This is a genomic window from Pseudomonas sp. GL_117, assembly GCF_057835125.1.
On sequence record NZ_CM174418.1, the window covers coordinates 2,126,620 to 2,152,222 of the forward strand.

At 61.2% G+C, this 25,603-nt stretch carries 26 protein-coding genes; 7 read left to right on the plus strand and 19 right to left on the minus strand.

Annotated features, from left to right (window positions below; translation table 11 throughout):
• Positions 1-105: 105 nt before the first annotated feature.
• Positions 106-1,272, minus strand: coding sequence for a catalase family protein (locus AC3ISR_RS09675; RefSeq protein ID WP_192298878.1), 1,167 nt, complete (start codon positions 1,270-1,272; stop codon positions 106-108).
• Positions 1,269-3,077 carry a di-heme-cytochrome C peroxidase gene (locus AC3ISR_RS09680; RefSeq protein WP_463984289.1) on the minus strand — a complete coding sequence of 603 codons (1,809 nt, stop codon included), beginning with the start codon at positions 3,075-3,077 and terminating at the stop codon, positions 1,269-1,271. Before AC3ISR_RS09680 ends, AC3ISR_RS09675 begins: the two co-directional genes overlap by 4 nt.
• A 247-nt stretch (positions 3,078-3,324) precedes the next feature.
• On the opposite strand from AC3ISR_RS09680, the gene bamJ reads away from it, so the two are divergent.
• The 5 genes from bamJ (at position 3,325) to AC3ISR_RS09705 (ending at position 6,941) form a co-directional block, all read left to right on the plus strand.
• Complete coding sequence (bamJ, locus tag AC3ISR_RS09685; RefSeq protein ID WP_192298880.1) at positions 3,325-4,065, plus strand: BamJ family beta-barrel-assembly machinery protein; 741 nt, start codon at positions 3,325-3,327, stop codon at positions 4,063-4,065.
• 151 nt (positions 4,066-4,216) lie between these two features.
• Positions 4,217-5,359 (plus strand): helix-turn-helix domain-containing protein, encoded by a 1,143-nt coding sequence (locus AC3ISR_RS09690; RefSeq protein ID WP_489324404.1) that lies wholly within the window; start codon positions 4,217-4,219, stop codon positions 5,357-5,359.
• A 324-nt stretch (positions 5,360-5,683) separates the two neighbouring features.
• On the plus strand, positions 5,684-6,139 hold the full coding sequence (locus AC3ISR_RS09695) for a YkvA family protein (protein ID WP_192301207.1): 456 nt from the start codon (positions 5,684-5,686) through the stop codon (positions 6,137-6,139).
• 95 nt (positions 6,140-6,234) lie between these two features.
• On the plus strand, positions 6,235-6,573 hold the full coding sequence (locus AC3ISR_RS09700) for a helix-turn-helix domain-containing protein (protein WP_192301208.1): 339 nt from the start codon (positions 6,235-6,237) through the stop codon (positions 6,571-6,573).
• Positions 6,570-6,941, plus strand: a complete 372-nt coding sequence (locus AC3ISR_RS09705) for a hypothetical protein (protein ID WP_005786715.1) — start codon at positions 6,570-6,572, stop codon at positions 6,939-6,941. The genes AC3ISR_RS09700 and AC3ISR_RS09705 overlap by 4 nt, the downstream gene beginning before the upstream one ends.
• Here AC3ISR_RS09705 and AC3ISR_RS09710 read toward each other — a convergent pair.
• On the minus strand, positions 6,938-8,707 hold the full coding sequence (locus AC3ISR_RS09710) for a bifunctional diguanylate cyclase/phosphodiesterase (RefSeq protein WP_192301209.1): 1,770 nt from the start codon (positions 8,705-8,707) through the stop codon (positions 6,938-6,940). The genes AC3ISR_RS09705 and AC3ISR_RS09710 overlap by 4 nt on opposite strands.
• 118 nt (positions 8,708-8,825) lie before the next feature.
• Positions 8,826-10,907, minus strand: coding sequence for a carboxy terminal-processing peptidase (locus AC3ISR_RS09715; RefSeq protein WP_192301210.1), 2,082 nt, complete (start codon positions 10,905-10,907; stop codon positions 8,826-8,828).
• Positions 10,908-11,045: 138 nt separating this feature from the next.
• On the opposite strand from AC3ISR_RS09715, the gene AC3ISR_RS09720 reads away from it, so the two are divergent.
• Positions 11,046-12,008 carry a zinc-binding dehydrogenase gene (locus AC3ISR_RS09720; RefSeq protein ID WP_192301211.1) on the plus strand — a complete coding sequence of 321 codons (963 nt, stop codon included), beginning with the start codon at positions 11,046-11,048 and terminating at the stop codon, positions 12,006-12,008.
• A 144-nt stretch (positions 12,009-12,152) separates the two neighbouring features.
• Here the strand turns inward: AC3ISR_RS09720 and AC3ISR_RS09725 are convergent, their stop codons facing one another.
• The 6 genes from AC3ISR_RS09725 to AC3ISR_RS09750 all read right to left on the minus strand — a co-directional run bounded on the left by AC3ISR_RS09725 (position 12,153) and on the right by AC3ISR_RS09750 (position 17,434).
• Positions 12,153-12,806, minus strand: a complete 654-nt coding sequence (locus AC3ISR_RS09725) for an HAD family hydrolase (RefSeq protein WP_463984936.1) — start codon at positions 12,804-12,806, stop codon at positions 12,153-12,155.
• Positions 12,807-12,835: 29 nt separating this feature from the next.
• The gene (locus AC3ISR_RS09730) at positions 12,836-13,825 is read right to left on the minus strand and encodes an ABC transporter ATP-binding protein (protein ID WP_192301213.1); all 990 of its coding nucleotides are present in this window, start codon (positions 13,823-13,825) and stop codon (positions 12,836-12,838) included.
• Positions 13,822-14,622 carry an ABC transporter permease gene (locus AC3ISR_RS09735; RefSeq protein WP_192301214.1) on the minus strand — a complete coding sequence of 267 codons (801 nt, stop codon included), beginning with the start codon at positions 14,620-14,622 and terminating at the stop codon, positions 13,822-13,824. Before AC3ISR_RS09735 ends, AC3ISR_RS09730 begins: the two co-directional genes overlap by 4 nt.
• Positions 14,609-15,445, minus strand: a complete 837-nt coding sequence (locus tag AC3ISR_RS09740) for an ABC transporter permease (protein WP_192301215.1) — start codon at positions 15,443-15,445, stop codon at positions 14,609-14,611. Before AC3ISR_RS09740 ends, AC3ISR_RS09735 begins: the two co-directional genes overlap by 14 nt.
• A complete protein-coding gene (locus tag AC3ISR_RS09745) occupies positions 15,442-16,248 on the minus strand; it encodes an alkaline phosphatase family protein (RefSeq protein ID WP_226455496.1) in 807 nt (268 codons plus the stop codon). The genes AC3ISR_RS09740 and AC3ISR_RS09745 overlap by 4 nt, the downstream gene beginning before the upstream one ends.
• A 109-nt stretch (positions 16,249-16,357) precedes the next feature.
• Positions 16,358-17,434, minus strand: coding sequence for an ABC transporter substrate-binding protein (locus AC3ISR_RS09750; RefSeq protein ID WP_192301217.1), 1,077 nt, complete (start codon positions 17,432-17,434; stop codon positions 16,358-16,360).
• Between the two features lie 406 nt (positions 17,435-17,840).
• On the opposite strand from AC3ISR_RS09750, the gene AC3ISR_RS09755 reads away from it, so the two are divergent.
• On the plus strand, positions 17,841-18,554 hold the full coding sequence (locus AC3ISR_RS09755) for a UTRA domain-containing protein (protein ID WP_463984937.1): 714 nt from the start codon (positions 17,841-17,843) through the stop codon (positions 18,552-18,554).
• Positions 18,555-18,572: 18 nt separating this feature from the next.
• Here AC3ISR_RS09755 and AC3ISR_RS09760 read toward each other — a convergent pair whose 3' ends face one another.
• The 9 genes from AC3ISR_RS09760 to AC3ISR_RS09800 all read right to left on the minus strand — a co-directional run bounded on the left by AC3ISR_RS09760 (position 18,573) and on the right by AC3ISR_RS09800 (position 25,535).
• Positions 18,573-19,532: a metal ABC transporter substrate-binding protein gene (locus AC3ISR_RS09760; protein WP_463984938.1), complete on the minus strand. Its 960-nt coding sequence runs from the start codon at positions 19,530-19,532 to the stop codon at positions 18,573-18,575.
• A complete protein-coding gene (locus AC3ISR_RS09765) occupies positions 19,532-20,431 on the minus strand; it encodes a metal ABC transporter permease (protein ID WP_463984939.1) in 900 nt (299 codons plus the stop codon). The genes AC3ISR_RS09760 and AC3ISR_RS09765 overlap by 1 nt, the downstream gene beginning before the upstream one ends.
• Entirely contained in the window at positions 20,428-21,174 is a 747-nt protein-coding gene (locus AC3ISR_RS09770) for a metal ABC transporter ATP-binding protein (RefSeq protein ID WP_463984940.1), read from the minus strand. Before AC3ISR_RS09770 ends, AC3ISR_RS09765 begins: the two co-directional genes overlap by 4 nt.
• The gene (locus AC3ISR_RS09775; protein WP_463984941.1) at positions 21,171-22,091 is read right to left on the minus strand and encodes a metal ABC transporter substrate-binding protein; all 921 of its coding nucleotides are present in this window, start codon (positions 22,089-22,091) and stop codon (positions 21,171-21,173) included. The genes AC3ISR_RS09770 and AC3ISR_RS09775 overlap by 4 nt, the downstream gene beginning before the upstream one ends.
• A gap of 19 nt (positions 22,092-22,110) precedes the next feature.
• Positions 22,111-22,671, minus strand: coding sequence for a DUF6162 family protein (locus AC3ISR_RS09780; RefSeq protein ID WP_192301222.1), 561 nt, complete (start codon positions 22,669-22,671; stop codon positions 22,111-22,113).
• Positions 22,668-22,997, minus strand: a complete 330-nt coding sequence (locus AC3ISR_RS09785; RefSeq protein WP_192301223.1) for a hypothetical protein — start codon at positions 22,995-22,997, stop codon at positions 22,668-22,670. Before AC3ISR_RS09785 ends, AC3ISR_RS09780 begins: the two co-directional genes overlap by 4 nt.
• Positions 22,994-23,530 (minus strand): thiamine pyrophosphate-binding protein, encoded by a 537-nt coding sequence (locus AC3ISR_RS09790; RefSeq protein ID WP_192301224.1) that lies wholly within the window; start codon positions 23,528-23,530, stop codon positions 22,994-22,996. Before AC3ISR_RS09790 ends, AC3ISR_RS09785 begins: the two co-directional genes overlap by 4 nt.
• Positions 23,527-24,729, minus strand: a complete 1,203-nt coding sequence (locus AC3ISR_RS09795) for a PepSY-associated TM helix domain-containing protein (protein WP_463984942.1) — start codon at positions 24,727-24,729, stop codon at positions 23,527-23,529. Before AC3ISR_RS09795 ends, AC3ISR_RS09790 begins: the two co-directional genes overlap by 4 nt.
• 344 nt (positions 24,730-25,073) lie before the next feature.
• Complete coding sequence (locus tag AC3ISR_RS09800) at positions 25,074-25,535, minus strand: VOC family protein (protein ID WP_463984943.1); 462 nt, start codon at positions 25,533-25,535, stop codon at positions 25,074-25,076.
• Between the last annotated feature and the right edge of the window lie 68 nt (positions 25,536-25,603).

The following is a 25,603-nucleotide window of genomic DNA, read 5'->3' on the forward strand; positions in this document are numbered from 1 at the left end:
GAATTCCTACGTGATGGGGTAGGTGTTCACCGTAGTGGCGGGGCGAAAGAGCCTCAATAGACCCGACGTTTTCCTTACGGTGTCGGGCCCATTGTTACGCACTCTTTACGGGGCGTTACGGCTGTGACGGTAGTCGCTGACCGCTTCGTACACCGCTTTGCGCAAGCGGTTGATGCCGCCGATGGGGCGGTGTTCGGCGACGCCGAACCATGGGTTGAATGACTGGTTGTCGCACGCCAGGTTCAATGCCGGGGTGTCGAAGTCCTGCGCCGGGATCGTCACTTTCGCCACGGTTTCGTAAGGCGCATCGCTTTCCTTCCACTCGATGCTAGTGTCTTCGATCGGCATGAATTTCTGCGGGTTCTGCCGCTGGATCTGCAACACGAAACACACCGCTACGCGGTCGGTCGACAACTGCTGGTTCAACGCACTGCGCAGGAAGTTCGGCAGGTCCTGGTTCTGCTTCGGCAACTGGTATTGCGGGCAGCTTTGCGGGTCGGGCGCGACACGGAATTTGGCGTTGGCCGCGCCGAACTTGTAGGGCGATACGGAAAAGTATGTGGTCTGCGTCGGGCTCGCCGGTGCGGGGGCCAGGGTCGCCAGGGCGATAAACAGATGGCGTACCTGCCAGCTGCGCGGGTCGGCCTTGGGGAAGAACGCCAGCACCTTTTTGCCGTCAGCCTGGGCGCCGATGTTCTGTGCGTACTCGGCCACATCGCTGACGAAAAAATTCGGGTGACTGAACATCACGAAGTCCTGCTCGGTGCGGCTTTGCTGGTCGGCCAACAGCTGCTTGCCCGGTACATCCAGCAGCTTGATCGCCATGCCGCGAGCATCGCGGATGCTGTCGAACTGCGGGTACGCGTTGCCGTTGGACAACCGCATCATCGCCTGCCAGGTCTTGCCCGGTTGGGCAAACACGCCCTGGCGCAACGCCGGGTCGAGGTCGGCGAGTACACTGACTTCGGCCTTCACGCAACCATGGGCCTTGGCATGGGCGTCACGCAGGTAGCGCGTGCCTTCGCGGTGCTGGTCAACGATGCGCACCGCGGTCTGGATAATGCCTTGGGTCATGGCGGCTTCACCCGCCGGGATCTGCTCCTCCGGCGACACCGGGCCGCTGTGTTGCCAGGCGAACCAGGCGCTGGAGGCCAGCCATCCCAGCAGGCCAAGGCCCACCAGCCACAGCAGGGTCTTGCCGAGAAACGCGCCGATGCGCAGCCAGAGGCGGGCGAGCAGGGAGGGTTGGTCGTATCGAGAACGGATAATCATGGCAGTTGTTGCTCCAGCGGGCCGCCCAGCACTTTGAGGTATTCCAGCAGCGCCCAGCGTTCCTGCGGCAGCAAGCCGCGGCCGATGACGCCATTGCCACGCTGGCCTGCACGGAATTCGTGGCCGCTGTTGTGGTTGCCGGTGATTTTGGTATCGAACAGGAACGCGTTCTTGAACGCGGCGGTTTCGAAGCCCAGGTGACGCGGGTCGTAGGCGAAGGTGCCTTTATAGAAGGTGGTGCTGCGTTCGTCCTGGGGCGAGAGCAACTGGTAGATCGTCGGCACCGAGCCGTTGTGCAGGAACGGTGGCGTGGCCCACACACCGGCCAGTGGTCGCGCCTTGTAGGCGCGCAACTCACGCACGCCGATGGGCAGGCCGTAGCCGTCCAGGCGCGGACGCTCGGCCGGGGTCACGCCGGCGGCACGGTAGGCGTGCTCTTCGACGAATGCGGTGACGTAGGCCAGGCCCTTGGCCACGGACATCTTCTTCAGGTCCAGGGGGTCGGTCGGCGTGGGGTGCAGTTGCACATTCAGTTGGGCCAGCTCGGCTGGGTCCCAGTGCAGGGCGCTGAGGTCGTAGCGTTGGTCGGCGATGTTATTGGCGGTGCCGGGGTCGGTGCCGATGTAGTCCACCGGCAGCATTTTCAGCTGTTGCACCGGGCGGCCGTTTTCCTGGGTGACGCTGGGAACGTGGCAGCCGGCGCAGTTTTCGGCGAACAGCGCGCGGCCTCTGGCGGCGAGGGGTTTGTCCACGGCACCGAACAGGTCCTCGGGCCAGGTCGGTGGCTTGAGGCGTTGCAGGGTTTCTTCGATCCTGTTGAGGTCGCGCACTCGCACGCTGGAGGGGTAACGCGCAGCGCCTTGCAGGGGTTGGCCGGCGTTGTCGAAGAAGGTCAGGGTGGCGCCGACGCCGAGGGCTTCGCCGATGTTGCGTGCCATGGGCTGCTGGGCCGAGCCGTTCCATTGCACCCAGTCGAAAGTCCAGATGTCCCACAGCTGCGGGTAGTCCACTGGTGCATTGGCGATGCGATAGTTCTCTGGGGAAATCGCGTCGCCGAAGCTGGCATTGGCGATACGGCCAAATGCGTCGGTACGGCCGGGGCCTTCTTCGGTGGGGTAGAGGCCGCGATGGGTGTCATTCCAGGCGACTTTGAGGAAGGTGTTCAGCGACTGTTTGAAGTCCTGGCGCAGTTGGCTGTGTTCGGCGTCGTAGCGATCCCCCAGCACCTGGCGGGCAAAGCGTTCGAACTTCCACGGGTTGTAGTAGGTGGCGGCAAGGCTGGCGACAAGGGCCTGGCCAAAGCTGCCGCCGCGCAGGGTCGGTACGCTGGAGGGCAGCACATGCTGGGCCGAACCGCCGTCGATGCGCAGGGCCTGGCCTTTGAAATGCAGCTCGCCGGTGTGGCAGGCGGCGCAGGTGATGTCCAGGTATTCGGCGGTGCTGTCGGCGTTCTTGTGCCGGGCGAAACCCACGGGCAGGTTGCCGGGGTTTTGAGCGCTGGGCACTTGCTTGGGGTCGACCAGGAAACCGAAGCGCGCCAGGTATTCCGGCGTGGCGAAGCGCTGCTCGGAGAACGGCAGTTCCAGGGCGGTGAACCAGTCGTAGTGCAGGCCTTTTACCTGGGTGCCCTGGGGCGTGAAGTAATAGGTCTGGCGGTCGGCGGCACTCCATTGGTCCCCGTAGTGCACCTGTTGCACGGGCACGTAGTCCGGCAGCTTGGGATTGACGACGTAATAGAGCACCACGGCCAGGATCAGCCCCAGAGCCGCGAGGATCAGGAGTAAAACGCGGGAAAAAATGCGCAAGATAACTATCCTTGTCGAGTGGTAGCGCTGTTATGCCACTACGCCACAGGTGCGGCAAGTGGCCATGAGCCTCGTTTGAGGTGGTCCCGCGATCCATCGCGGGCCTCCATCATGAATGAAAATGCTTTTAAACACGTGAACTTATCAGAAGTTTTCGGCTCACATGCCGGTAGCCATTGGTCGTGGCCGCCTGATAAGCTCGCGACTTTATTCGAATGCCCTTTAGGCGCATGAACAAGGAAATAGCATGAAACAGCATCGGTTGGCGGCGGCGGTGGCCCTGGTTAGCCTGGTACTTGCGGGTTGTGATTCGCAGACCAGCGTAGAGCTGAAAACCCCGGCGCAGAAAGCTTCCTACGGCATCGGCCTGAACATGGGCAAAAGCCTTGCCCAAGAAGGCATGGATGACCTGGATTCCAAAGCAGTAGCCCAAGGCATTGAAGATGCCGTCGGCAAGAAAGAGCAGAAGCTCAAAGACGACGAACTGGTTGAAGCGTTTGCCGCCCTGCAAAAGCGTGCTGAAGAACGCATGACCAAAATGAGCGAAGAGTCGGCAGCCGCCGGCAAGAAATTCCTCGAAGACAACGCCAAGAAAGACGGCGTCGTGACCACGGCTTCCGGCCTGCAGTACAAGATCATCAAGAAAGCCGACGGCGCCCAGCCCAAGCCGACCGACGTGGTGACTGTGCACTACACCGGCAAGCTCACCAACGGCACGACCTTTGACAGCTCCGTGGATCGCGGTAGCCCGATTGACCTGCCGGTCAGCGGTGTGATTCCGGGTTGGGTCGAAGGCCTGCAACTGATGCACGTAGGCGAGAAGGTCGAGCTGTTCATTCCTTCCGCATTGGCCTACGGCGACCAGAGCCCGAGCCCGGCGATTCCAGCCAACTCCGTGCTGGTATTCGACCTGGAACTGTTGGCCATCAAGGACCCAGCCAAGGCTGAAGCCCCTGAGGCACCTGCTGCACCCGCCGCCAAGAAGTAATCGGCGCCTGAACACACAACGCCCCGTCTCGACGGGGCGTTGTCGTTTGTAGTGAGCGGGCTTGCCCCGGTACAAACCGGGGACATCGTTTACATATCTAACCGGGGACATGGTTTACAGGTTAATACGCATGATCAGGAGGTAACTGATCATGCCCTGGAACCAAGAGTCTCCCATGGATCAACGAATCAAACTGGTCATCGACTGGCTTTCTGGTGACTTCAGCAAAAGCCAGCTAGCTCGGCGCTTCGGCGTCAGTCGACCAACTGTAGATAAATGGATCTCTCGTCACGTTGACGGCGATTTGAAGTCGTTGGCAGAGCTGTCTCGACGACCTCATACCAGCCCAAACAAGACTGACGATGAGATCTTGGCTCGCATAGTGGCGATGAAAGAAACCCACGATAAATGGGGGCCGAAGAAGCTTGTCAGGCTATTACGAATCGAGGATCCGTCAGTCGCCTGGCCATCGCCCAGCACGGCAGGCCAATGGCTTGACCGGCTTGGGCTTGTCAGTAAACGGCGCTTCAAGCGACGGCACAGCACTGCTCACAGGGAAATGCGCGAAGCCAACGAGCCCAACAAGACGTGGTGCGTTGATTACAAGGGGCAGTTCAAGATGCTCAACGCCCAGATGTGCTATCCCCTGACCGTTACGGACCATGCCTCTCGCTTGATTTTGGCCTGCAGGGCTCACCCCAAGATCAAGACCTTGCCCGTCAAACAGGCATTCGAGAGGCTTTTTCAAGAGTACGGGATGCCGGAAGTCATTCGCTCTGACAACGGCGTTCCTTTTGCTTCTCCAGGCCTGGCAAGAATGTCCACACTGGCAGTTTGGTGGATCCGCCTGGGTATTTACCCGGAGCGAACCATGCCGGGAAGACCTGCCCAGAACGGCCGGCACGAACGGATGCATCGTAGTTTGAAGTTTGAGTTGCCACTGGGGAAAAACCTGGTTGAGCAGCAGCTCTTGCTGGAGCATTTTCGACATGAATTCAATTACATACGACCTCACGAGGCGCTGGGCATGAAGCGCCCGGGTGAGGTATATGTGCCGTCTACTCGACCTTATCCAGGATGTCTGCCGGATGTGGAGTATGCCGCGGAAATGAAAGTACGAAGCGTCAGACAGAACGGCTCAATCATGTGGAAAGGAAAGTTGTTGTTTGTAAGCGAAGCGCTATCAGGAGAGCGGATTGCGCTCAAAGAAGTTGAAGATGATGTTTGGGATCTGTACCTGTGTGACTATCCCCTAGGGAGGCTTGGACGAGGCATGAGCCGCGTCCAAGCCTAAAATGTGTAAACGATGTCCCCGGTTTCAGATGTAAAGGATGTCTACGGTTCTACACCCCCAGCGCGGGGCAAGCCCGCTCACTACAAGAGATTCAAGCGAACGTCTGTAGCAGGCAACAGTCTGATATAACACTCGAACACGGCTAGCCGCGCAGCAACGCCAAGTCAATGAAATATTGGGTTTTTTTCAAGTGCGCAAAAAACGCCCGATCTGACTGCAAGCCTTGTAAACCGTGGCTTTCAGCCAGCAAAACCGGCTCTGTTCACAAGGTTATCCACAATTTGTGTGGATAACATTTGTGTTCGCCTGGAACTGGAGTGACGAATGAAACCACCCTTCAATTTCACCCGTTTCCTGCCCATGGCGGCGCGTTTGCTCGGCCGTGGCCGTTTGCCTACGCTGCTCTTCGCCGTCGCTGCCAAGGGCTCCAGCCAGGGCAACCGCCTGGGTAAGCTCAAGGATGATCTCAAATTGCTTCAGGCCCTGTGCCTGGCGTACTGGCGTGGCGAGTATCGGGCGATCAGCCCCAAGGCACTGGTCTCGGTGGTGGCGGGGCTGATGTACTTTCTCAGTCCGATAGATGCGATCCCGGACTTTATCCCGTTGTTCGGCATGCTCGATGACATCGCCGTGCTGGCATGGCTCATGAAGACCCTGAACGACGAGCTGAGCGCTTTTCGCGCCTGGCGTGAGGCACAGCGTCCGGAAAAGCTCGTGGTGGTTGAGCGGCTGCCTGCGACGCCGGCACTGCTGGCCAAGGAAAACCCGCAAAAAAACTGACGATACGGCTATCCTCTGCGACCTTTGTGGCTGTTAGGATTACACTCCTAAGGAAAGAGCTTACTTAGTAAGTGTTGTTATCCTACGGGGCAGTCATGGATATTCAGATAATTTCACGCAATGGCGAACCCGAATACGCGGTGTTGCCTTGGGATCAATACCAGGCGCTGCTGAAAGCTGCCGGTCAGCAACAACCCGCTACACCTCCCCCCGTTTCTACTGCCCAAGCCGCCGTCCCGGATCTGCGCCCGCTCGCAGACCTGCGCGGCTTGCGCGAAGCCAAGGGCCTGGCAATCGAGGCCCTGGCCCGTACCGTGGGCATCAGCCCGTCGTATCTTGGATTGATCGAAAGTGGTGAACGCCAGCCGGATGCCGCGATCCGCCGCAGCCTGGCCTGGGAATTGGGCGTTGCAGGTTGGAGGGATGAATCTTGAGCCTACGTATCAGCCGTCAACATTGGGATGGGTTACTCAACGAACTGGACCAGGCGCGCCGCCAGCGCCATCTGCTGACGTACCGCGCGCTGCTGGAGCGCCTGCAATTCCCCACGCCGGCCATGCAAACCCTGGCCGCCGCCCTGGAGCACCTGGCAGCGCTGGACGCCAAGGCCGAGCAGCCGTTGCGCAGTTCCCTGGTGATCAGCCAGGGTGCGAGCCGCCTGCCGCGTACCGGCTTCTTTGAATGTGTGGAGCGCCTGGGGCGTTTCAGCGGGCCGTCCGATGGCGTGGCCGCGGCATCCTGGCACGCCTCGGAAGTGGTACGGGTATTCGAGTACGAATACCCGGAATCTGCCGAGGCCTAAAGCGCCTGGGGCAGCGCGTCCATGCTGTCGATCACATGGATGCTGTAGCCGGCCACGTCCTTGGCATGGTGCTTGGCTTGCGACGCCAACTCCGCCAATTGGCTGGCATCGAGTTGTCCACAGGCCTGTGGATATAAATGCACCACGCCGATGGACAGCGACAGTAACGCGAACTCCTGACGTACGCCCTGGCGGTTCAACGCCACGAAGCAGCCAGCCTCGAGGTGCTCGGCACGGTAGAAGCGCCTGCACTGGGTGTGGAAGTCATCCAGCAGTTGGTTGAGCCGCTTGCGCCAATCCTGCGGCCCCAATACCAGCAAGAAATCATCTCCGCCGATATGCCCGACAAAGTCGCGGCTGGCGTCGACCCGGTCGTTCAGGCACTGCGCCAGGCACAGCAACACTTCGTCGCCGCGCCCGTAGCCGTAGATGTCGTTGAACGGCTTGAAGCTGTCGATATCCACGTAACAGATCACCGACTCCCGTTGTTGTTGCAACAACCGCGTCAGGCATTGCTGGATCGGCACGTTGCCGGGTAGCAACGTCAGCGGGTTGGCGTAGCGTGCCTGTTGGATTTTCAGCTCGGTGATCAGCTTGAGTACGTCGATCACGCGGCCCAGCCCCAGGTAATCGCCGTTCAGCGTAATGATGAAATCTTCTTCGATACGCTGCCGTGCACGGCTGGTCAGCAGGCGGCTGACCTGTTGCAGCGACTGGCTCAACTCCACCGCGAGAAAGTCGCTGCTCATCAAGCGGCTGATGGGCTTGCGCGCAAACAGGTCGGTGGCGAACGGCTTGAGCAGCGCATCCGACAGCGAATGCCGGTGCACGATACCCACCGGATGCCCGCGGCCATCGAGCACCGCCAGGGAGTTGAGGTTGGCCTGGCGGCGAAATGCCTCAAGCACCTGGGCGGTGGCGGTGTCCTGGTCCACGGCAGGTTGTTCGTTGAGCAGGGCGCTGAGGTCGCTGCCTTCGTCGCTCAGGGCCACGTTGGCGCTGTCGGGCCTGGGCAGCATTTGGCGTGGTTCCTGCGGAGGATTTTCCTGGGGACGACAAAGCAGATAGCCCTGCACCAGGTCCACGCCCATCTCCATCAGCACCGCCAGCTCTTCCGGCAACTCGATGCCCTCGGCGATCACCTGGGCGCGGGAGGCCTTGGCGATTTGCAGGATCGAGCCGACAAACTCGCGCTTGAGCGCATCCTGATGGATGCCGTCGATAAAGTGCCGGTCGATCTTCACGTAATCCGGACGCAACTCCGACCACAAGCGCAGGCTGGAATAGCCGGCGCCGAGGTCGTCCAGGGCAATCGAGAACCCCATGTTGCGGTAGTGATGCAGTGCGGTTTGCAGCAGGTCGAAATCGTCGGTGGGGGTCTGTTCGGTGAGCTCGATCACCACCTGGCTCGGTGGGATGCCATAGTCGCGCAGCAATTGCAGGGTGCGCCCGGGTTGGTGCGCCGTCTCCATCAAGGACTCCGGGGAGATATTGAGGAACAGCTTGCCCGGCAGTTTCTGTTCGCTGAAGCGCCGGCACGCGCTTTCGCGGCAGGCCATTTCCAATTCGCTCAGACGCCCCGCCTGGCTGGCCACCGAGAACAGCGCGACAGGGGAGTGCAGCGGGCTGTTGGAGGGGCCACGGCTAAGGGCCTCATAGCCGAGGATGCGTCGTTCGGACAGGCAGATGATCGGTTGGAACAGGCTGTGCAAACTGCCTTGAGCCAGGATTGAGCCCAATGCATTCAGCTGTTCGGTCATGGTCATGGCGATCTCGATCGAAAAAAAAGGACCGCGGGCGGTGAGCCGACGGTCCTTCATTTCACGACAGAATGATGTCTATATGATGACAGCTCGGGTCGCCATCACATTAAATTGCCATCATTTACTGCTTGGCCACCTGCTTGCTGATCTTCAGGTAGTCCAGCAGGATCCGGCCAGTCTCGGCCAGGTAGGCGTCGTCTTCCGGCTTGGTTTTTTCCGCCTCGGCCGGCAGCGCATCTTCATCTTCTTTCTTCAGCTCTTTGAGCGGGTCTTCGCCTTTGGCCTTGCGGCGGACGTTTTCCAGCAGCAGTTGCTGATTCTCGATGTCGGCATGCTGCTTGCGGCGGTCGACTTCGTTGAGGCTGACGGATTTTTCTTCCATCAACTTTTTGGCCAGGGCCAGCTTGTCGCGGATGAACACGAACTCGGCATCCTTGGCGGAGCGGGTGTCGTGGTCAGCCTTCAACTGCACCAGGAATGGCTTGAACGGGTCGGACGCTGGCTTGATCGCAGGGCGGATGGTATCCCACGGCATGGCTTCCGGCAGGGCGCTTTCGCCGATTTCCTTAGTGTCGATGATCGACGGGAAATCGATGTCCGGCAGTACGCCCTGATGCTGGGTGCTCTGCCCGGAAACCCGGTAGAACTTGGCCAGCGTCAGCTTCAGCTCGCCATGGTTCAGCGGCTGGATGGTCTGCACGGTGCCTTTGCCGAAGGTCTGGCCGCCGATGATCAGCGCGCGGTGGTAGTCCTGCATGGCGCCGGCGAAAATCTCCGAGGCCGAGGCCGAGAGGCGGTTGACCAGCAACGCCATCGGGCCTTTGTAGAAGGCGCCCGGGTTCTCGTCTTCGAGCACGTCGACACGGCCGTCAGCGTTGCGTACCAACACGGTCGGGCCCTTGTCGATGAACAGGCTGGTCAGCTCGGTGGCTTCCTGCAGGGAACCGCCGCCGTTGTTGCGCAGGTCGATGACCACGCCGTCGACTTTTTCCTTCTGCAACTCTGTCAGGATTTTCTTAACGTCGCGAGTGGTGCTCTTGTAGTCCGGATCGCCAGCACGGAACGCCTTGAAGTCCAGGTAGAACGCCGGGATCTCAATCACGCCCAGTTTGTAGTCCTTGCCATCCTGCTTGAGGTTGAGGACTTTCTTCTGCACGGCCTGGTCTTCGAGCTTCACCGCTTCACGGGTGATGGACACGATCTTGCTGGTCTGGTCGTTTGGCGCATTGGTGTGTGGAATCACTTCAAGGCGCACCACGCTGCCTTTCGGCCCACGGATCAGCTTGACCACTTCGTCCAGGCGCCAGCCGACCACGTCGACCATCTCTTTGTCGGCCTGGGCCACGCCGATGATCTTGTCGGCCGGTGCGACCTGCTTGGTCTTGTCCGCCGGGCCTGCCGGCACCAGGCGCACGATCTTCACCTGGTCGTTGTCGCTTTGCAGGACGGCACCGATGCCTTCCAGGGACAGACTCATATTGATGTCGAAATTTTCCGCGTTATCTGGTGACAGATAATTGGTGTGCGGGTCGTAGGACATCGCGAAGGTGTTGATGTAGGCCTGGAAGATGTCTTCGGCACGGGTCTGGTCTAGGCGCGCCAGCTGGTTCTTGTAGCGCTTGGTCAGCAGTTCCTGGATCGCCTTGGGGTCTTTGCCGGCGATCTTCAGGCGCAGCACTTCGTCCTTGACGCGTTTGCGCCACAGGTCGTCCAGTTCTGCGGTGGTCTTGAGCCAAGGGGCGTCCTTGCGGTCCACCAGAAGGGTTTCCTTCTCGGTGAAGTCGAGCTTGTCGGTGCCTTTGTTCAGCTCAGCCAAGGCGAAGTCCAGACGCGCTTTGACGCGGTCCAGATAACGCTTGTAGATGGTGAAGCCGGGCTGCAGGTCGCCGCTCTTGAGGAAGTCGTCGAACTGAGTCTTCCACTTGTCGAACTCAGCGATGTCGCTGGCCAGGAAGTAGCTGCGCGACGGATCCAGCAGCTTGAGGTAGCTGTCATAGATGATCACCGAGCGAGCGTCGTCGAGCGGCGGCTTGCTGTAGTGATGGCGCTTGAGCAACTCGACGACGTTAAGGCTGGCAATCACCTCATCGCGATCCGGCTGAAGGTTGTCCCAGCTGTTGGCTGCGAACGTATTGGTCGACATCGACGCGAAGCCGAGACCAATGAAAAGAGCGAGGGCGGTGCTTGGGAACAAATGCTTCATGCTGATTCGACGCGGGGGCAATTGATAACGCATATTAGGCCGTCTTTGAGGGAGCCGGTTCCATATGGTCCGGTCGCATAATGCAAAAAGCCCGGCGCTACTGCTACGGGCTCAGTCCAGACTCACTATGGAGGCACTGTGAAAGCATTGCAAGGCGTTGACGGTCACGTGGAGTGGTTGGAAGAACCCAGTCCTACCTGCGATGTAGGCCAAGTTCGCATTCGTGTGTCGGCAGCGGGCCTGAATCGCGCCGATTTATTACAGCGTGCGGGGCTTTATCCGCCGCCTCCGGGTGCCAGTGCAGTGCTGGGCCTGGAGTGTTCCGGGGTGATCAGTGAAGTGGGGGCGGGCTCGTCCTGGCAGGTCGGCGACCGCGTCTGCGCGCTGTTGGCCGGGGGTGGCATGGCCGAAGAAGTGGTGGTGGATGCGCGCCATGTATTGCCGGTACCGGAGGGGCTGTCGCTGATCGAGGCGGCAGCGTTGCCTGAGGTGTACAGCACGGCGTGGCTGAATCTGTTCCAGTTGGCGGGCCTCAAGCCCGGTGAAAAAGTCTTGCTGCACGCAGGCGCCAGTGGCGTGGGCTCCGCGGCGATCCAGCTGTGCAAGGCATTTGGCAGCCCGTGCTGGGTCAGCGTGGGCTCGGCCGAGCGCCTGGCGTACTGCGAAGCTCTAGGTGCCCAGGGCGGCGTGGTACGTACGGATGGGATAGAAGGGCTGCGGGATTTCGGGCCGTTCGATGTGATTCTCGACCCGGTGGGCGGCGACTATGCGGCCCTTGACCTCAAGCTGTTGGCCCTGGATGGTCGCTGGGTGTTGATCGGCCTGATGGGCGGTCGCGAGGCCAAGCTGGACCTGGCCCAGGTGCTTGGCAAGCGCATCCAGCTGCTGGGTTCGACCCTGCGTAGTCGCAGTGATCAATTCAAGGCTGACCTGTTCAGCGACCTGAGCCAGCATGTATGGCCGTTGTTTGTCGAGGGGCGCCTGAGCCCGCAGTTGGCCAAGACGTTCCCGATCAAGGATGCCGAGGCGGCGTTTGCCGAGCTGGCGACCAACCAGATTTCCGGGAAGTTGGTGTTGGTGATCGATGAGACGCTGGCCTGATCTTTAACTCGGAATGCAACCAATGTGGGAGCTGGCTTGCCTGCGATAGCGGTATATCAGTGAAGAATTCTTCATCTGACACACCGCTATCGCAGGCAAGCCAGCTCCCACAGTTGATTGGGTTTTCAACTCGGCAGGGTGTGATCAGATCCAGTGGTGGATGGGCCAGCCAGCTTGTTCCGCATGGGCGCGCAATACTGGATCGGGGTTCACTACTTGCGGATGATCCACTTTCAACAGCAACGGTAGATCATTACGCGAGTCCGAGTAGAAATACGCCCCCTCCAACGTCTCGCCTTCCTGCTCCAGCCACTCCAGCAAACGCGTGATTTTGCCCTCGCGGTAAGTCAGTACCCCCACGGTTCGCCCGCTGTACACGCCATGACTGACCTCCAGTTCAATACCCAGCACTTCATCAATGCCGATCCGCGCTGCAATAGGCTGGACCAGATGGGTGCCCGACGCGGAGATCACCAGAATCCGGTCGCCATTTGCGCGGTGACGGGCGATGGCCCTGGTGGCGTCGCTGTAGATCAGCGGCTCGATCACGTCCTCGACCCACGGCTCTACCAGGTGCTCGATTTCCGCCGGTGTGCGGCCAATCATCGGTTCCAGGCTGAAGTCCATGTAGTCTTCCATCTTCAGCTCGCCCTGGCTGTAGGCGTCCATCAGTTCGTTGTTCTTGCGCATGAACGACTCCGGGTCGACCCAGCCCAGGCGGCCCATCTGCTCGCTCCACAGGGTGGCGCAGTCGCCGTGGATCAAGGTGTCGTCCAGATCAAAAATTACCAATGCCATCGGTCGTGCTCTCTCAGTAAATCGTTGCGTCAGGCTACTTCACACAGGGCGCTTGGGTCGATGGAAAGTGCCAGGCGCTGGCCGTCCGGATGCAGATCGTCGGCCGAGCGGTTGAGCACGTCCACCACCAGTTCCACGCCGCGCGCCTCGATGCGATAGCGGATCACATTGCCCAGCAGGCTATGGCTGCGTACCAGGGCGTCGAGTTCGCCGCTGCGGCTCAGCTCGATGGCCTCGGGGCGAATGGCGATGCGGCTGTTGATCGGACGTTGCAGCAGTTGGGTCGCCTTGTCGGCATCCAGCAGGTTGTAGTTGCCGATAAACCCGGCGGCGAATACGTCGACCGGCGCGGTGTAGAGGGTCTCGGCGTCGCCGCTCTGGACGATCTTGCCCTGGTTCATCAGGAAGATGCGGTCGGACATGGTCAGGGCTTCTTCCTGGTCATGGGTCACGAAGATCGTGGTCAGGCCCAGTTCGCGCTGGATCTGGCGGATCTGTTCGCGCAGGTGCTTGCGAATCCGCGCATCCAGCGCCGACAACGGCTCATCCAGCAACAGCAGGCGCGGCCGGGTCACCAGGGAGCGGGCGAGGGCCACGCGCTGGCACTGGCCGCCGGACATCTGGTGCGGGTAGCGGCCGGCGAGGTCCTTGAGTTCCACCAGTTGCAGCACTTCCTGCACGCGCTTGTGGCTGTCGTCGGCGTTGACCTTCTGCATGCGCAGGCCAAAGGCGACGTTCTGTTCCACGGTCATGTTGGGAAACAGTGCATAGCTCTGGAACACCATGCCGATGTTTCGTTTCTGCGGGCTCAGCGGGACGATGTCCTGGTCATCCAGCAGGATTTTGCCACTGTCCACCGGCGTCAGCCCGGCGATGCAGCGCAGCAGCGTGGACTTGCCGCAACCGGACGGGCCGAGCAGGGTGACGAACTCACCCTTGGCGATCTCGCAGTTGATGTCACTGAATACCGGGGTGCCGGCGTAGCCTTTTTGCAGGTGTTGGACGCTGACGAAGCTCATTGGCTTTTGTCCTTGTTCAAGATATTGGCGGCCCAGGTCAGCACCAGCACAAAGAAGAAATAGGAGATCACGACGGCACTGGTGAAGTGGCCGCTGCTGTTACGCATGTTGTTCAGGTACACCTGCAACGTTTCGTAGCGGGTGCCGACGAGAATGTTGGCGAACACGAACTCGCCGAACAGGAACGAGAATGACAGCAGCAGCGCCACCATCAGGCCTTTGCGCAGGTTCGGCAGCACCACCAGGATCGCCGCCTGCCAGGTGCTGGCGCCGAGCAGTTGGGAGGCGTCCATCAGGTCGCGCAGGTTGATCGCTTGCAGGTTGTTGGTGATCGCGCGGTACATGAACGGCAGGGCGACGGTGAAGTAGCAACCGATCAGGATCCACGGTGTGCCGACCATCGCCAGCGGCCCGGAGCCATAGAGTTGCAGCAGGCCCACGGACGACACCACCGGCGGCACCGCGAAGGGCAGCAGGATCAGGATGTTCATCAGCGCATCGAGTTTCGGGAAGTGGTAATGCACCACGAACAGCAGCGGCAGTATCAGCACCACCGACAGGATCAGCGCGCCGACGCACACCAGCAGCGACTGCCCGAACGCCATCAGAAAGCGCGGGTCGCTCCATAACTGCACGTACCACTTCAGGGTAAAACCGGCAGGCAGGATCGTCGCCGACCAACTGCTGGCGATGGAGTAGACAAAGGTGCCCACCAGCGGCAGCACCAGGATCGCAAACAACACATACACCACCACACGGTGGTAGAGGGAGGCCGGGCCGGCTTCAGCGCGAGACATGGTAGCTCCTCTTGAGCAGCAGTTGATGGACCACCGTGACCACGGTCATCAGCGCCACCAGTACCACGGCCAGGGCGCTGGCCATGTTCGGGTCGAGGGACACGTCGCCGGACACCAGCCCGGCAATACGGATCGGCAGCACGTTGAAGTTGCCGGTGGTCAAGGCATACACCGTTGCATAGGCGCCCAGGGCGTTGGCCAGCAGAATCACGAACGTACCGAGCAGGGCCGGGGTGAGCACCGGCAGGCCGATATGCCGCCAGAACTGCCAGCCATTCGCGCCGAGCAGTGCAGCCGACTCACGCCAGTCTTCGCGCAATGCATCGAAGGCCGGGTACAGCAGCAACACGCCCAGGGGAATCTGGAAGTAGGTATAGAGGATGATCAAGCCGGTCTTGGAGTACAGATTGAAGTCCTGAATGATCCCCGCCTGCTTGAGCATGATCGTAATGCTGCCGTTGAAACCGAGCAAAATGATGAACGCGAACGCCAAGGGCACACCGGCAAAGTTGCTGGTCATGTTGGCGAAAGCGGTGACGAAATTGCGCAGTGGCGAATCCACCCGGCGCAACGAGTAGCTGCCCAGCGTGGCGATGATGATGCCGAATATGCTGGAGTAGAAGCTGATTTCCAGGCTGAACTGGATGGCTTGCAGGTAGAACTTCGAGCTGAAGATGCGCACGAAGTTTTCCATGCCCCAGCCGGCCTCTTCGGTTTGCAGGCTGTTGATCAGCACCCACACCAGCGGGGCGATTTCGAACACGATAAAGAACAGTGCGAAGGGCACCAGACACAGCAGCGCCAACCATTTGCCTCGGGTCATTTCAACAGCTCCCGGCAGACAGGTTTGTCGTGGGGCGCGCCCAGCAGTTCACAGACGGTGCCGCACAGGTCGGTCTGTTTCGGCGTGGCGTTGGGGTCCAGGCTGAAGGCATCGCCGAAGACAAACAGCGGCACTTCGCGTTCCTGCGCCAGCAGGCCGTTGTGGGAACGGTCGTTGTTCATGCCGTGGTCGGCGGTCACCAGCACTTGGTAGCCGGCGTCGAGCCAGGCTTGCAGGTAATCGGCCAGGATAATGTCAGCCGAGCGTGCGCTGTTGCGGTATTGCGGGGTGTCAAGGCCGTGCTTGTGGCCGGCGTCGTCGATGTTCATCGGGTGCACCACCAGGAAGTTCGGTGCGTGTTTGCGGCGCAGGCTTTCGGCGTCGGCAAACAGGTGGGAGTCCGGGTAGTGGTCATGCCAGTAGAAATGCCCGTGCTGGATCGCCAGTGCCTTGTCGTCGGTATGACGGTCGCGGGCGGCGAGGAAGGGGGTGCGGTTATACAACTCGCTGACCCAGTGGTAAGCCGCCGCTGCGGTGGACAGACCGGCATCGGTGGCGTAATGGAAAATGCTGCGCTGGTTGGACAGGCGCGAGACGTTGTTGTGGACGATGCCGCTCTGGATCGGAGGCACGCCGGTGAGTATGCATTCATACAGAGGGCGGGACAGGGCGGGCAGTTCACATTCCAGCTTGTAGAGGGCTGCGCGTCCTGCGCCGACATAGGCCTGCAAGTGCCCCATGGCGTGCCTTGCAACCTCGAAGTTGAGGCCGTCGAGCACGACAAGGATGACATTGTGCTTCATGGGGGGAGGCGCTCCGCAACAGTAGGCTTGACTCAATTTCTCTGACCCAACCGGACCAAATTGTGGGAGCAGGCAAGCCAGCTCCCACACTGACCGCATTTCAGGTCTGTTATTTCATCTCTACGATGACTTGCTCGTTCCACAGTTGTGGCAGCTTCTTGGCAGTTGCTTCCCAGGCGTCGGCATCCTTGATCGGTTGCGGGTTGGCCTTGGTGTACTGCTCGCCCGGGATCAGGTTCTTGGCGATTTCGGCCGGCAGTTTCAGGTCGGTTTCAGCGCGGATCGGGCGCGCATTGCCCTTCGCCAGGTTGAGCTGGCCGGCGTCGCTGAAGATGTATTCGCGGGTCAGCTTGGCGGCGTTCGGGTGCTTGGCGTATTTGTTGATGATGGTGGTGTAGCCGGACTTCACCGAACCGTCGGATGGGATCAGCACCACGTAGTCATCCGGGTTAGCCATCTTGGCCTTGTAGCTGAGGCCGTTGAAGTCCCAGACCACGCCCACTTCGATTTCGCCTTTTTCCATGGTGGCGATGGTCGGGTTGGACAGGCCGAGACGACCTTGCTGGGCAATCTTGGTGAAGAACTGCAGGCCTGGGGCGATGTTCTTTTCGTCGCCTTTGTTGGCGATGGCCGCCGCCAGCACGCCATTGGCCGCTTGGGCCGCAGTGCTTACGTCACCGATGGAGACCTTGTACTTGCCGGTCAGCAGGTCAGCCCAGCTGGTAGGCACTTCAGAGCCGTGCAGCAGCTTCTTGTTGACGATAAACGCGATGGTGCCGGTGTAGGCCAGGGCCCAGTGCCCGTCTTTGTCCTTGGCCCAATCCGGCACCTGGGCCCAGGTGGACGGTTTGTACGGCTGGGTCACGTCCTGCTTCACCGCAATCGGGCCGAAGGCCGCGCCGACGTCGCCGATGTCGGCGCTGGCGTTGTCTTTCTCTGCCTTGAACTTGGCGATTTCCTGGGCCGAGCTCATGTCAGTGTCGATGTGCTTGAGGCCGTAGGTCTTGGCCAGGTCTTCCCAGGTGCCTTTCCAGTTGGCCCAGTCATCGGGCATGCCGACGCTGTTGACGGCGCCTTCCGCTTTCGCGGCGGCTTCAAGGGTTTTTAGATCGGTATCAGCGGCCATGGCGGCGGTGCACATGGCAATGGTCGAGCCTAACAGTGATGCCAGGAAAAGCTGTTTCATCCGAAGCTCCTTTGGGCGTTATCAACGCTGCGTTTTTATGAACGATTGCGGGGGGCGATTCATCACTGATTTCTTGGGGCGCCCCAAGAAATCAGTGATGAATCGCCCCAGTTGGTCTAGGTCAGCAATACCTGAGCCAATTTAGGCCCGGTGGATGACAGTTTCATGTCGATGTCGTTTTTAAATCGCTGATGTCGCTGCGCTCAGAGTGAGCGTAGACCATGCCCAGGTGCCCGCATTGATTGGACTTGGCCGATGTATTGCAGGGTGTTCTGCGCGGGGCAGGCACGGACTGTCATCTGTCGGTCATCTGCAATGCCTAGGCTGGCATGCAACTGCAACAGCCCAAATACAGCGCGGTTTCTGCACCCGAACGGTGCTGGTCTAGTCCAGATAGGTAACGTTGATGCGTGATGAGGCAATCAAGGCGGTGACATCCATCGGCCTGGCGCTGCAAGAGCAGATCGACCACGGCCTGTTGCCGCCCGCCAGCAAACTCCCGGCCGAGCGCAAGCTCAGCGAGTTGTTTGGTACCACCCGGATCACGGTGCGGGAAGCCTTGTTACAACTGGAGGCCCAGGGCCAGATCTATCGCGAAGAACGCCGTGGCTGGTTTGTCTCGCCGCCACGGCTGGCCTACAACCTGATGCAGCGTAGCCACTTTCACGCGATGGTCAGCGACCAGGGGCGGGTGGCGTCCACCGAAGTGATCTCGGCGCGCTTGCAGCCGGCGTCGGCGGCGGTGTGTGCGTGGTTGCAGTTGCCGGCGTTGTCGAGTGTGATCCAGATCTGCCGGGGTCGGCGGATCGACGGGCGCTTGGTGCTGTATGTGGAGCACTACCTGAACCCACAGTATTTTCCGGGGATTCTGGACTGCGATTTGAATCAGTCGATGACCGAGTTGTATGCCCGCAAGTACGACCTGCACTACGGGCGGGTACGCTTTGAAATCGTGCCGACGTCACTGCCGATGGAGGCTGCCGCGACGTTGCGTGTGTCGGTGGGCAGCCCCGGCTTGCGCATTGCCCGGGTCAATTATGACCAGCACCAGCGGTTGATCGATTGTGACCTGGAGTTCTGGCGGCATGATGCGATCCACGTGGGCGTGGATGTGGTGTGACCCTCGCCACAGTTGGATTTAGGGTGTGAGTGCCTTGAGCACCTGATCCACGTTGGTTTCCAGCTCTGCCACCGGGTCTGCGCCATCCACATTCAAGACCAACAGCTGCGAATCGCCAGCGGCAACTGCCGCTTTTACCGCTTCGCTTGGCTGCCGGTGATGCAGCACCACGGCCACGTCGTTGTCTTTGAGCTCGGCACTGAGTTTCTGCAAGGCCTGCGGCGTCCACTCGGCGTCCGGCCGCGCATCGGTGCTGATGACTTCCAGGTTCAAGCTGCTGACCAGATACGCAAAGTGATCGCTCAGGCTGACCACGCTGAGGTTGTCTGCCTTGGCCAACCGCGCTTCGCTGTCGGCGGTGAGTTTGAGCAGGCGCTGTTTGAGGGCGGCGAGGTTGGCGTCGATCTTTGGCTTGGCACTCGGCGCCAGGCGGCTCAGGTCGGCGGCCAGCACATCGGCCATGCGCCCCAGGTTGTTGCTTGATTGCCATGGCTGGCTGTTCAAACCGTCGGCCACGCCGGGCTGCACGGCGATGCCCGGCAGGCCGCCGTCTACCGGGCGTGCGGCGTCGATTTCGACGATGCGGATGTTGCTGCGTCGCGCTACCGGGTACAGCGGGTCATCGGCCCACAGCGAGCGCAGGCCGATGGCGGCGTCGGCATCCGCGGCCAGCTTGCCCAGCGCCGGGGCGCCACGGCCGGTGAAGTAGGACACCTGCCGCGAACCCGGTAGGTTGGCTGGCGCGGCGCGTTCGAGTTGCACGTCGGTGCCTTTGAGCAACACCTCGGCCAAGCCGTAGGTGACCGGCAGCGAAGCCAGCACCTTGACCGGCTTTATCGAGGTGGCCTTGCTGAGCGCGGCATGGCCGAGGCCGTGGTTGGTTTTGAAACCGTTGGGCTCGAAACCGTCGACAGCCAGTGCCGAGGTACTGATCAAGCAAGCGATGGCCAAGGCCAGTGGGCGAAAGACGGGGCGCATTATCCTAGATTCCCTTTGAGGCTGGGCACGGTGCCGCGTGCTATGGCGGCGAGGGCGAAGGCGATGCCGGTCATCAGGATGATCGCGGCACCGGACGGGATCGGCAGGTCGAAGATGATCGGCAGCAGGATGCCGCACAGGGTGCTGACCGTGGCGATCACCACCGAGATCCAGAAGAAGCCCTTGAGTGACTGGCTCAACAGGCGTGCCGCTGCGGCCGGGATCACCAGCAACGCACCGACCAGGATCGCGCCGATCACCTTGACCGCCGCCACGGTGATCAGCGTCACCAGGATCACGAACAGATAATCCAGGGTCTTTACTGCCACGCCACGCACCGCCGCCAATTGCGGGTTGAAGCTGGCGAGCATGATGCGGTTGTACAGCGGCAACGCCAGGGCCATCACCAGCGCGCCGACAATCGCCAGTACCAGCAGATCATTGCCGTTGACAGTCAACACCGAGCCGAACAGCACGTTTTCGAGGATGTGCACGTTGATCTTGCCCGCCAGGATCAGCAGCAGGCTCGCGCCCAATGCCAGCGACACCGAGAGGAACACGCCGATCAGGGTGTCCGGCGCCAGGCCCGTACGGTTGCGCAGGTAGTTGAGCAGGATGCCGAACAGCAGGCAGTAGCCAAACAACGCGCCATACGGCCCGGTGTAGGGTTCGCCGAGCAGGATGCCCACGGCCACGCCGGTCAGTGCGGCATGGCCGACCGCTTCGGAAAAAAACGCAAAGCGCTTGACCACCACCAGCGTGCCCAAACCACCGAGTACCGGCCCGATCAGCAGGCCGGCGAGCAGCGCGTTGACCACAAAACCATAGGCCAGCGCTTCCGGCAGGTACCCGGAAGAGGCCCAGCCCTGGACCATCAAGCGAAAAGCTTCATAACTCATTGCGCCAGGCTCCGAGGGTGGGTGGAGAACAGGGTCAGCAGGCGATCCGGGGTCAGTGCTTCTTTGGGTGTGGCGTCGAACAGCACGCGGCGGTTCAGGCCGGTGACGCGGTCGGCCAGGCGGCCGACGGCTTCGAGGTCGTGCTCGATCCACAGCACGGTGATCCCGGCCAGGCGCCAGTCATTGAGCAGGCGTTCGAACACCTGGATGCCGGCTTCATCGAGGGCCGACATCGGCTCATCCAACACCAGCAATTGCGGCGCCGGGATCAGCCCCTGGGCCAGCAACACGCGCTGACGTTCACCGCCGGACAGCGCGCCCATGCGGCGCTTGCGCTTGTCCTGCATGCCAACGCGCTCCAGGGCATCGCCAATCGCGCTGGCGTAGTGTGTGGACAGGCCAAGAAATGCCGGGCGGCGCTGGCACATGGCAGCCATGAAGTCATCCACGGTCATCGGCAAGCCGCGGTCAAATTCCAGTGCCTGGGGGACGTAGCCGACGGTACCCACGGCTGTCGGCCAGTGCAGGCGCAATTGCCCCTGGTGCGGCGTTTGCCCCAGCAAGGTCTTGATCAGCGAGCTTTTGCCGCCGCCGTTGGGGCCGACCAGCGCGTGGATGCTGCCCGGCTCTACCTGGAAGCTCACGCCGTCGAGGATCGTGGTGCGGCCCAGGGTCAGGCAGATTTTGTCGAACTCGATCGTCGGGCCGACGCTGGCGACTTTCAGTTGCTCCGCCGCCGTCATGCTCCCGACTCCTGGATCGCCCGCACCACGGTGTTGAGGTTGCCGGTCATTTCCACTTCGTACTTTTCAGGCGTGTATTCGCCGTAGGAAATATGTGACAGCGGGTACAGCTTGACCCCGGACTCACGCTGGATGGTCTCGACGTAGGTCGACGGGAAATCCATCTCCGAGAAGATCACCTTCACGTCCAGCGCGCGCAGTTCATCAATGGTTTTCTTCAACTGGCTCGGGCTCGGCTCGATGCCGTGGGCCGGTTCGACCACGGCGGTGACTTCCAGGCCGAATTCGCGCAGCAAGTAGTCGTAGGCCGCGTGTACGGTGGCCACGCGCAGGTCCGGGTTGGGCGCGCTGGTCAGTTTGGCCAGGGCGTCGGCGCGCATCTGGCGCAGGCGCTTGCCATAGGCGCGGGCATTCTGGGTGTAGGTCTTGGCGTTGTCCGGGTCGAGCTTGCCCAGCTCGCGGGCAATGTTGTTGACCTGGGCAATCGACGCGCTGATCGACAGGAAGGTGTGCGGGTTGACCACCTTGCCCGCACCGCGTGCGGCATTGCCGGTGGCGGCCAGCAGCGGCACGTTGGCGTTGGCTTCGATCACCGGGATGTCCGGGCGCTCGCTGGTGGCGATCATGCGGTCGGCGAAATCATCATGGCCGACGCCATTGAGCACGATCACGTCGAGGCTGCCGATGCGCTTGATGTCATCGGCGCGCGGTTCGTAGGCATGGGGATTGAAACCGGCGGGAATCAACGGCACGACCTCGGCCTTGTCGCCGACGATATTGCTCACATAGCTGTAGTACGGGTGCAGGGTGATGCCGATGCGCAGGCGCTTGGCCGCTTCGGCATTCGCCAGTGGGGCGAGCATCAGGCTGAGCAGGCCAACCAGCAACAGGCGCAACAGGGGGGATGAAATAGACATGGGCAATCGGTCTTCTCGTTCAGTGGCGGTGCTGGCGCGTCACGCCGGCATCGAATTGCGTGACCACCTGTTGCCAGCCGGCTGCGATCAGCGCCTGGTCAGAGAGGTCGGAAGGAGCGGCCAGGTTGGCGCTGCGATTGAGCCAGACATCTGGCTCGGCACCGTGCACGCGCATCAGCAGCGAACCGGCGGTGCCCGGCGCCTGGCTCAGGCCCAGGTAGGACGATGGCTCCAGCACCTGCCAGCGATGGTCGCCGCGGCTGACTGAACTGGCGTCCTGGGCGAAGGGCGCGAAGCCTTCTTCGGCCAATTGCGCGGGCGTTGGCAGGGCGCTGTGTTCCTGCTGCAGCAACTGGATTTCATCCAGGGTCACCCGCAGGTCGGCGTAGATCCCTTGCTCGGCGGCGCTCAGGTCGCGGCGTGCGTCGAGTTGATGGCTGGGCACGGCCGCGACGGTCTGGGTTTCGCCGTGCAACGCGATCACCGAGCCCGCCACCGCGAGGATGATCAGGCACAGCAGCAGGACGTAGAGGGTTTCGTGGCCGGCCCCGGCGGGGCGGACAACCTGTGTGGTACTCATTGTGGCTGGATGTCCGCTTGGTCGATTTCCACCACGTGGCCAGGGCCCGCATCAAACAGCACGTAGAACTCCGCGGAGGGTTTCTTGAAGGTCAGGGTCGAATCCTGGCCGAGCTTGCCGGGCACCAGGATGGTTTCGTCGTAGCCAATCACGTCCAGGGTCACGCCGGGCGCGCCGCTGCCATCGGAGAAGCCGCCTTTGCACTGGATCTGCTCGCCGGGGATTTCCTTGCATTCGCACATCGGGTTGTGGGCCAGGGCCAGGTTACTGAAACCGGCGCACAGCAGCAGGACGCTGCAGGCGCGGGTCAGGCGCATCAAAGTCATGGTTTAACTCCTTGCTTGTTCAGCCAGGCAATGGTGGCAGGCGAGGCCTGGCTCAGCGGGATGGAACCCTGGTGCATGCTGCCGTCCCAGCCTTCCATGGTGATCCACACTTCGGCGTCTACCGGCGTGCGTTCCGGCACCGGCAGGGCGGCGCCCATGCGGTACGGCGTGCCAAAGAAGATCACCCCGGCAGCGCGCAGGCTGCGAGGCTTGCCGATACGCAGGTAAGTGGCCTTGACCTGCTCGGCACAGGTGTCGCACAGGGCGGCGTTGAAGAACTTCATCGGGCCTGCCGGGTCCGGGCTTGGGCCTTCATTGCGAAACTCGGCGAGGGTCAGGCTCCAGGGCCCGACCTGCACGTCACCGGCTACGCGTTCGCCGATACCGCTGTCACCGCGGAACAACGCGGCGTCGGCAAAGTACTTGGGCATGAAACCCAGAGGGATCAGTAGCAGCAGGACATTAATGTGAAAACGCCACTTCAGCCAAAAGGCCCGCAGGGGCGAAGGCGGTGCGGCAAGGACCTTGCTCATGGGCGGGCCTCCGAAGTTTCAGCCTGCATGGCCGCGATAGCAGCCGGCGCGCGTTGCGTCTTGGCTTCGCGCTTGAGGGCATTGAGGGTGGCCAGGGCGGTGCGTTTGGTCCAGATCAGCAGGCCGCTCAGGACCATCATGCTCATGATCAGGCCGAAGAACGCCCAGATCAGCTTGATCCACAGGCCACCGAAGTCGCCGGTGTGCAGCGGGCGCATGGACTCGGTGACGAACTCCAGCTTTGAACGGTCGGAAAGCAGGTGCGCGGCTGCGACCTCTCCGTCGTAGGGGTTGATCTGTGCGGTCTGGTACATCAGCGGGTACCAGCCGCGGCCACCAATCTGCAGGTGGCTGTAGGCGTTGAGCGGCAGGCTGACGAAACTCGCCTCCAGCCCCGGGATGCGCTGGGTGGCAATCTTGATTGCCTCGTCCACCGGAATCATTGGTGCCGGCACGCCGGGCTGCGACATGGGCACCTTTTCCCGGGCAATCACCGGGATCACAGGCTCCGTGGAGATCGAAATCTGGTTGTCCCCCAGGATCGCGCGGATCAGGAACCAGATGCCGGTGACGGCGATCACCAGGATGAACCAGATCGACCAGATCCCGCTCAGGCGGTGGAAGTCACCCCAGAAGATCCGCGCACCGTGGCGCACCCGCAGGGTCGGGCGCAGGAAGCCTTTCCAGAATTTCTTGTATACCACCAACCCGGTTACCAACGACGCCAGCAACGGAATGCCGAGTGCCGACACCAGGTACCAGCCCCAGCTGTAGCCATTGGTGAATGGCACCAGCCACCAGCCGTGCAGGGCGCGGGTAAAGGCCTGGAAGTTGAAGGACGGGCTGATGCCCTGGATCTTGCCGGTATACGGGTTGACGTAGACCTCCACCGAGCGCCCATCCGGGTAGCTGAGGTCGACGCTAAGGGCGAAATGCGATTCGTCGGGACGGCTGATCGACTGGACGAACACCTGGGGCTCGTCGCGCTTGATGGCGGCGATCACCTGATCATAACTCAGCGGTTCGGCATCGTCTGATGGCTTGCTGGCGCGGATGTCCGGGTTGGCCAGCCAGACGATCTCCTGGCTGACCACCGCCAGGGTGCCGGTGACGCAGACGATCAGTACAAAGAACCAGATGGGCAATGCCAGCCAGCTATGTACGAGAAACCAGAGTTTTGAGCGTGACTTCTTCGACATGTGAATGCGGGTCTTGATCGGAGGGGGGCGATGGAGGCCCGGGAAAGGCCGGTCGTAGCTTTTGCTGACGCGACGGGCTGTATCTAAGTTAAGACGGATGAGAATGAGAAATCCCTAACCGATAAATGAAAGTAAATGTTTCAGTGGCCTGTGAGCGAACACGTGATCACCCCGCAGCAGGGCTTTATCCTGCCTTGAGGTGGCAGCTGTGTTTTTCGAGGCCGGCGAACATGCAGGGACTCCTGATGCTGAGTGCCTGCATCTTGGAGTCACACGGGGCAAGGGGGAACGCGTGGGAGGGGGCAGGCCCCCTTCCACATTGTGATGGTGTTGCTTCTGGAGTCTCAGCCTTGCTGGAACATTTCCATGGCGCGTTGGCGGATCTGCGCTTCGGTCAGGTCTTCTTTGCGGGTGGCCACAAACCACACATGGCCGAACGGATCTTTCAGCGTGCCGCAGCGGTCGCCGTAGAACTGATCCTTGGGTTCAGATATCACGGTGCCGCCGGCGGCGATGGCTTGTTTGTACTGCTTGTCGACGTCGTTCACATAGAGGTGGATGCCGACGCTGGTATGCCCATCGCGCGGGCTGCCAAAGGCACTTTCATCACAGGGCGAGCCCAGCATGATCGGCGAGCCGCCGATGCGCAGTTCCGCATGGCCGACCTTGCCGTCGGGCATGTCCAGGCGCATGACCGCAATAGCATCGAAGGCTTTTTTGTAGAACTCGATCGCTTCGGCGGCTTTTTTGATGCCCAGGTATGGGGTAATGCTCTGAAAGCCCTCGGGGATAGGTTTGACGCTCATTTCGTTCTCCTTAGGTGGTGGTTTTGGAGGGACGGCCTTTTCACTATAGGTCACACCTTCGTGGCAAC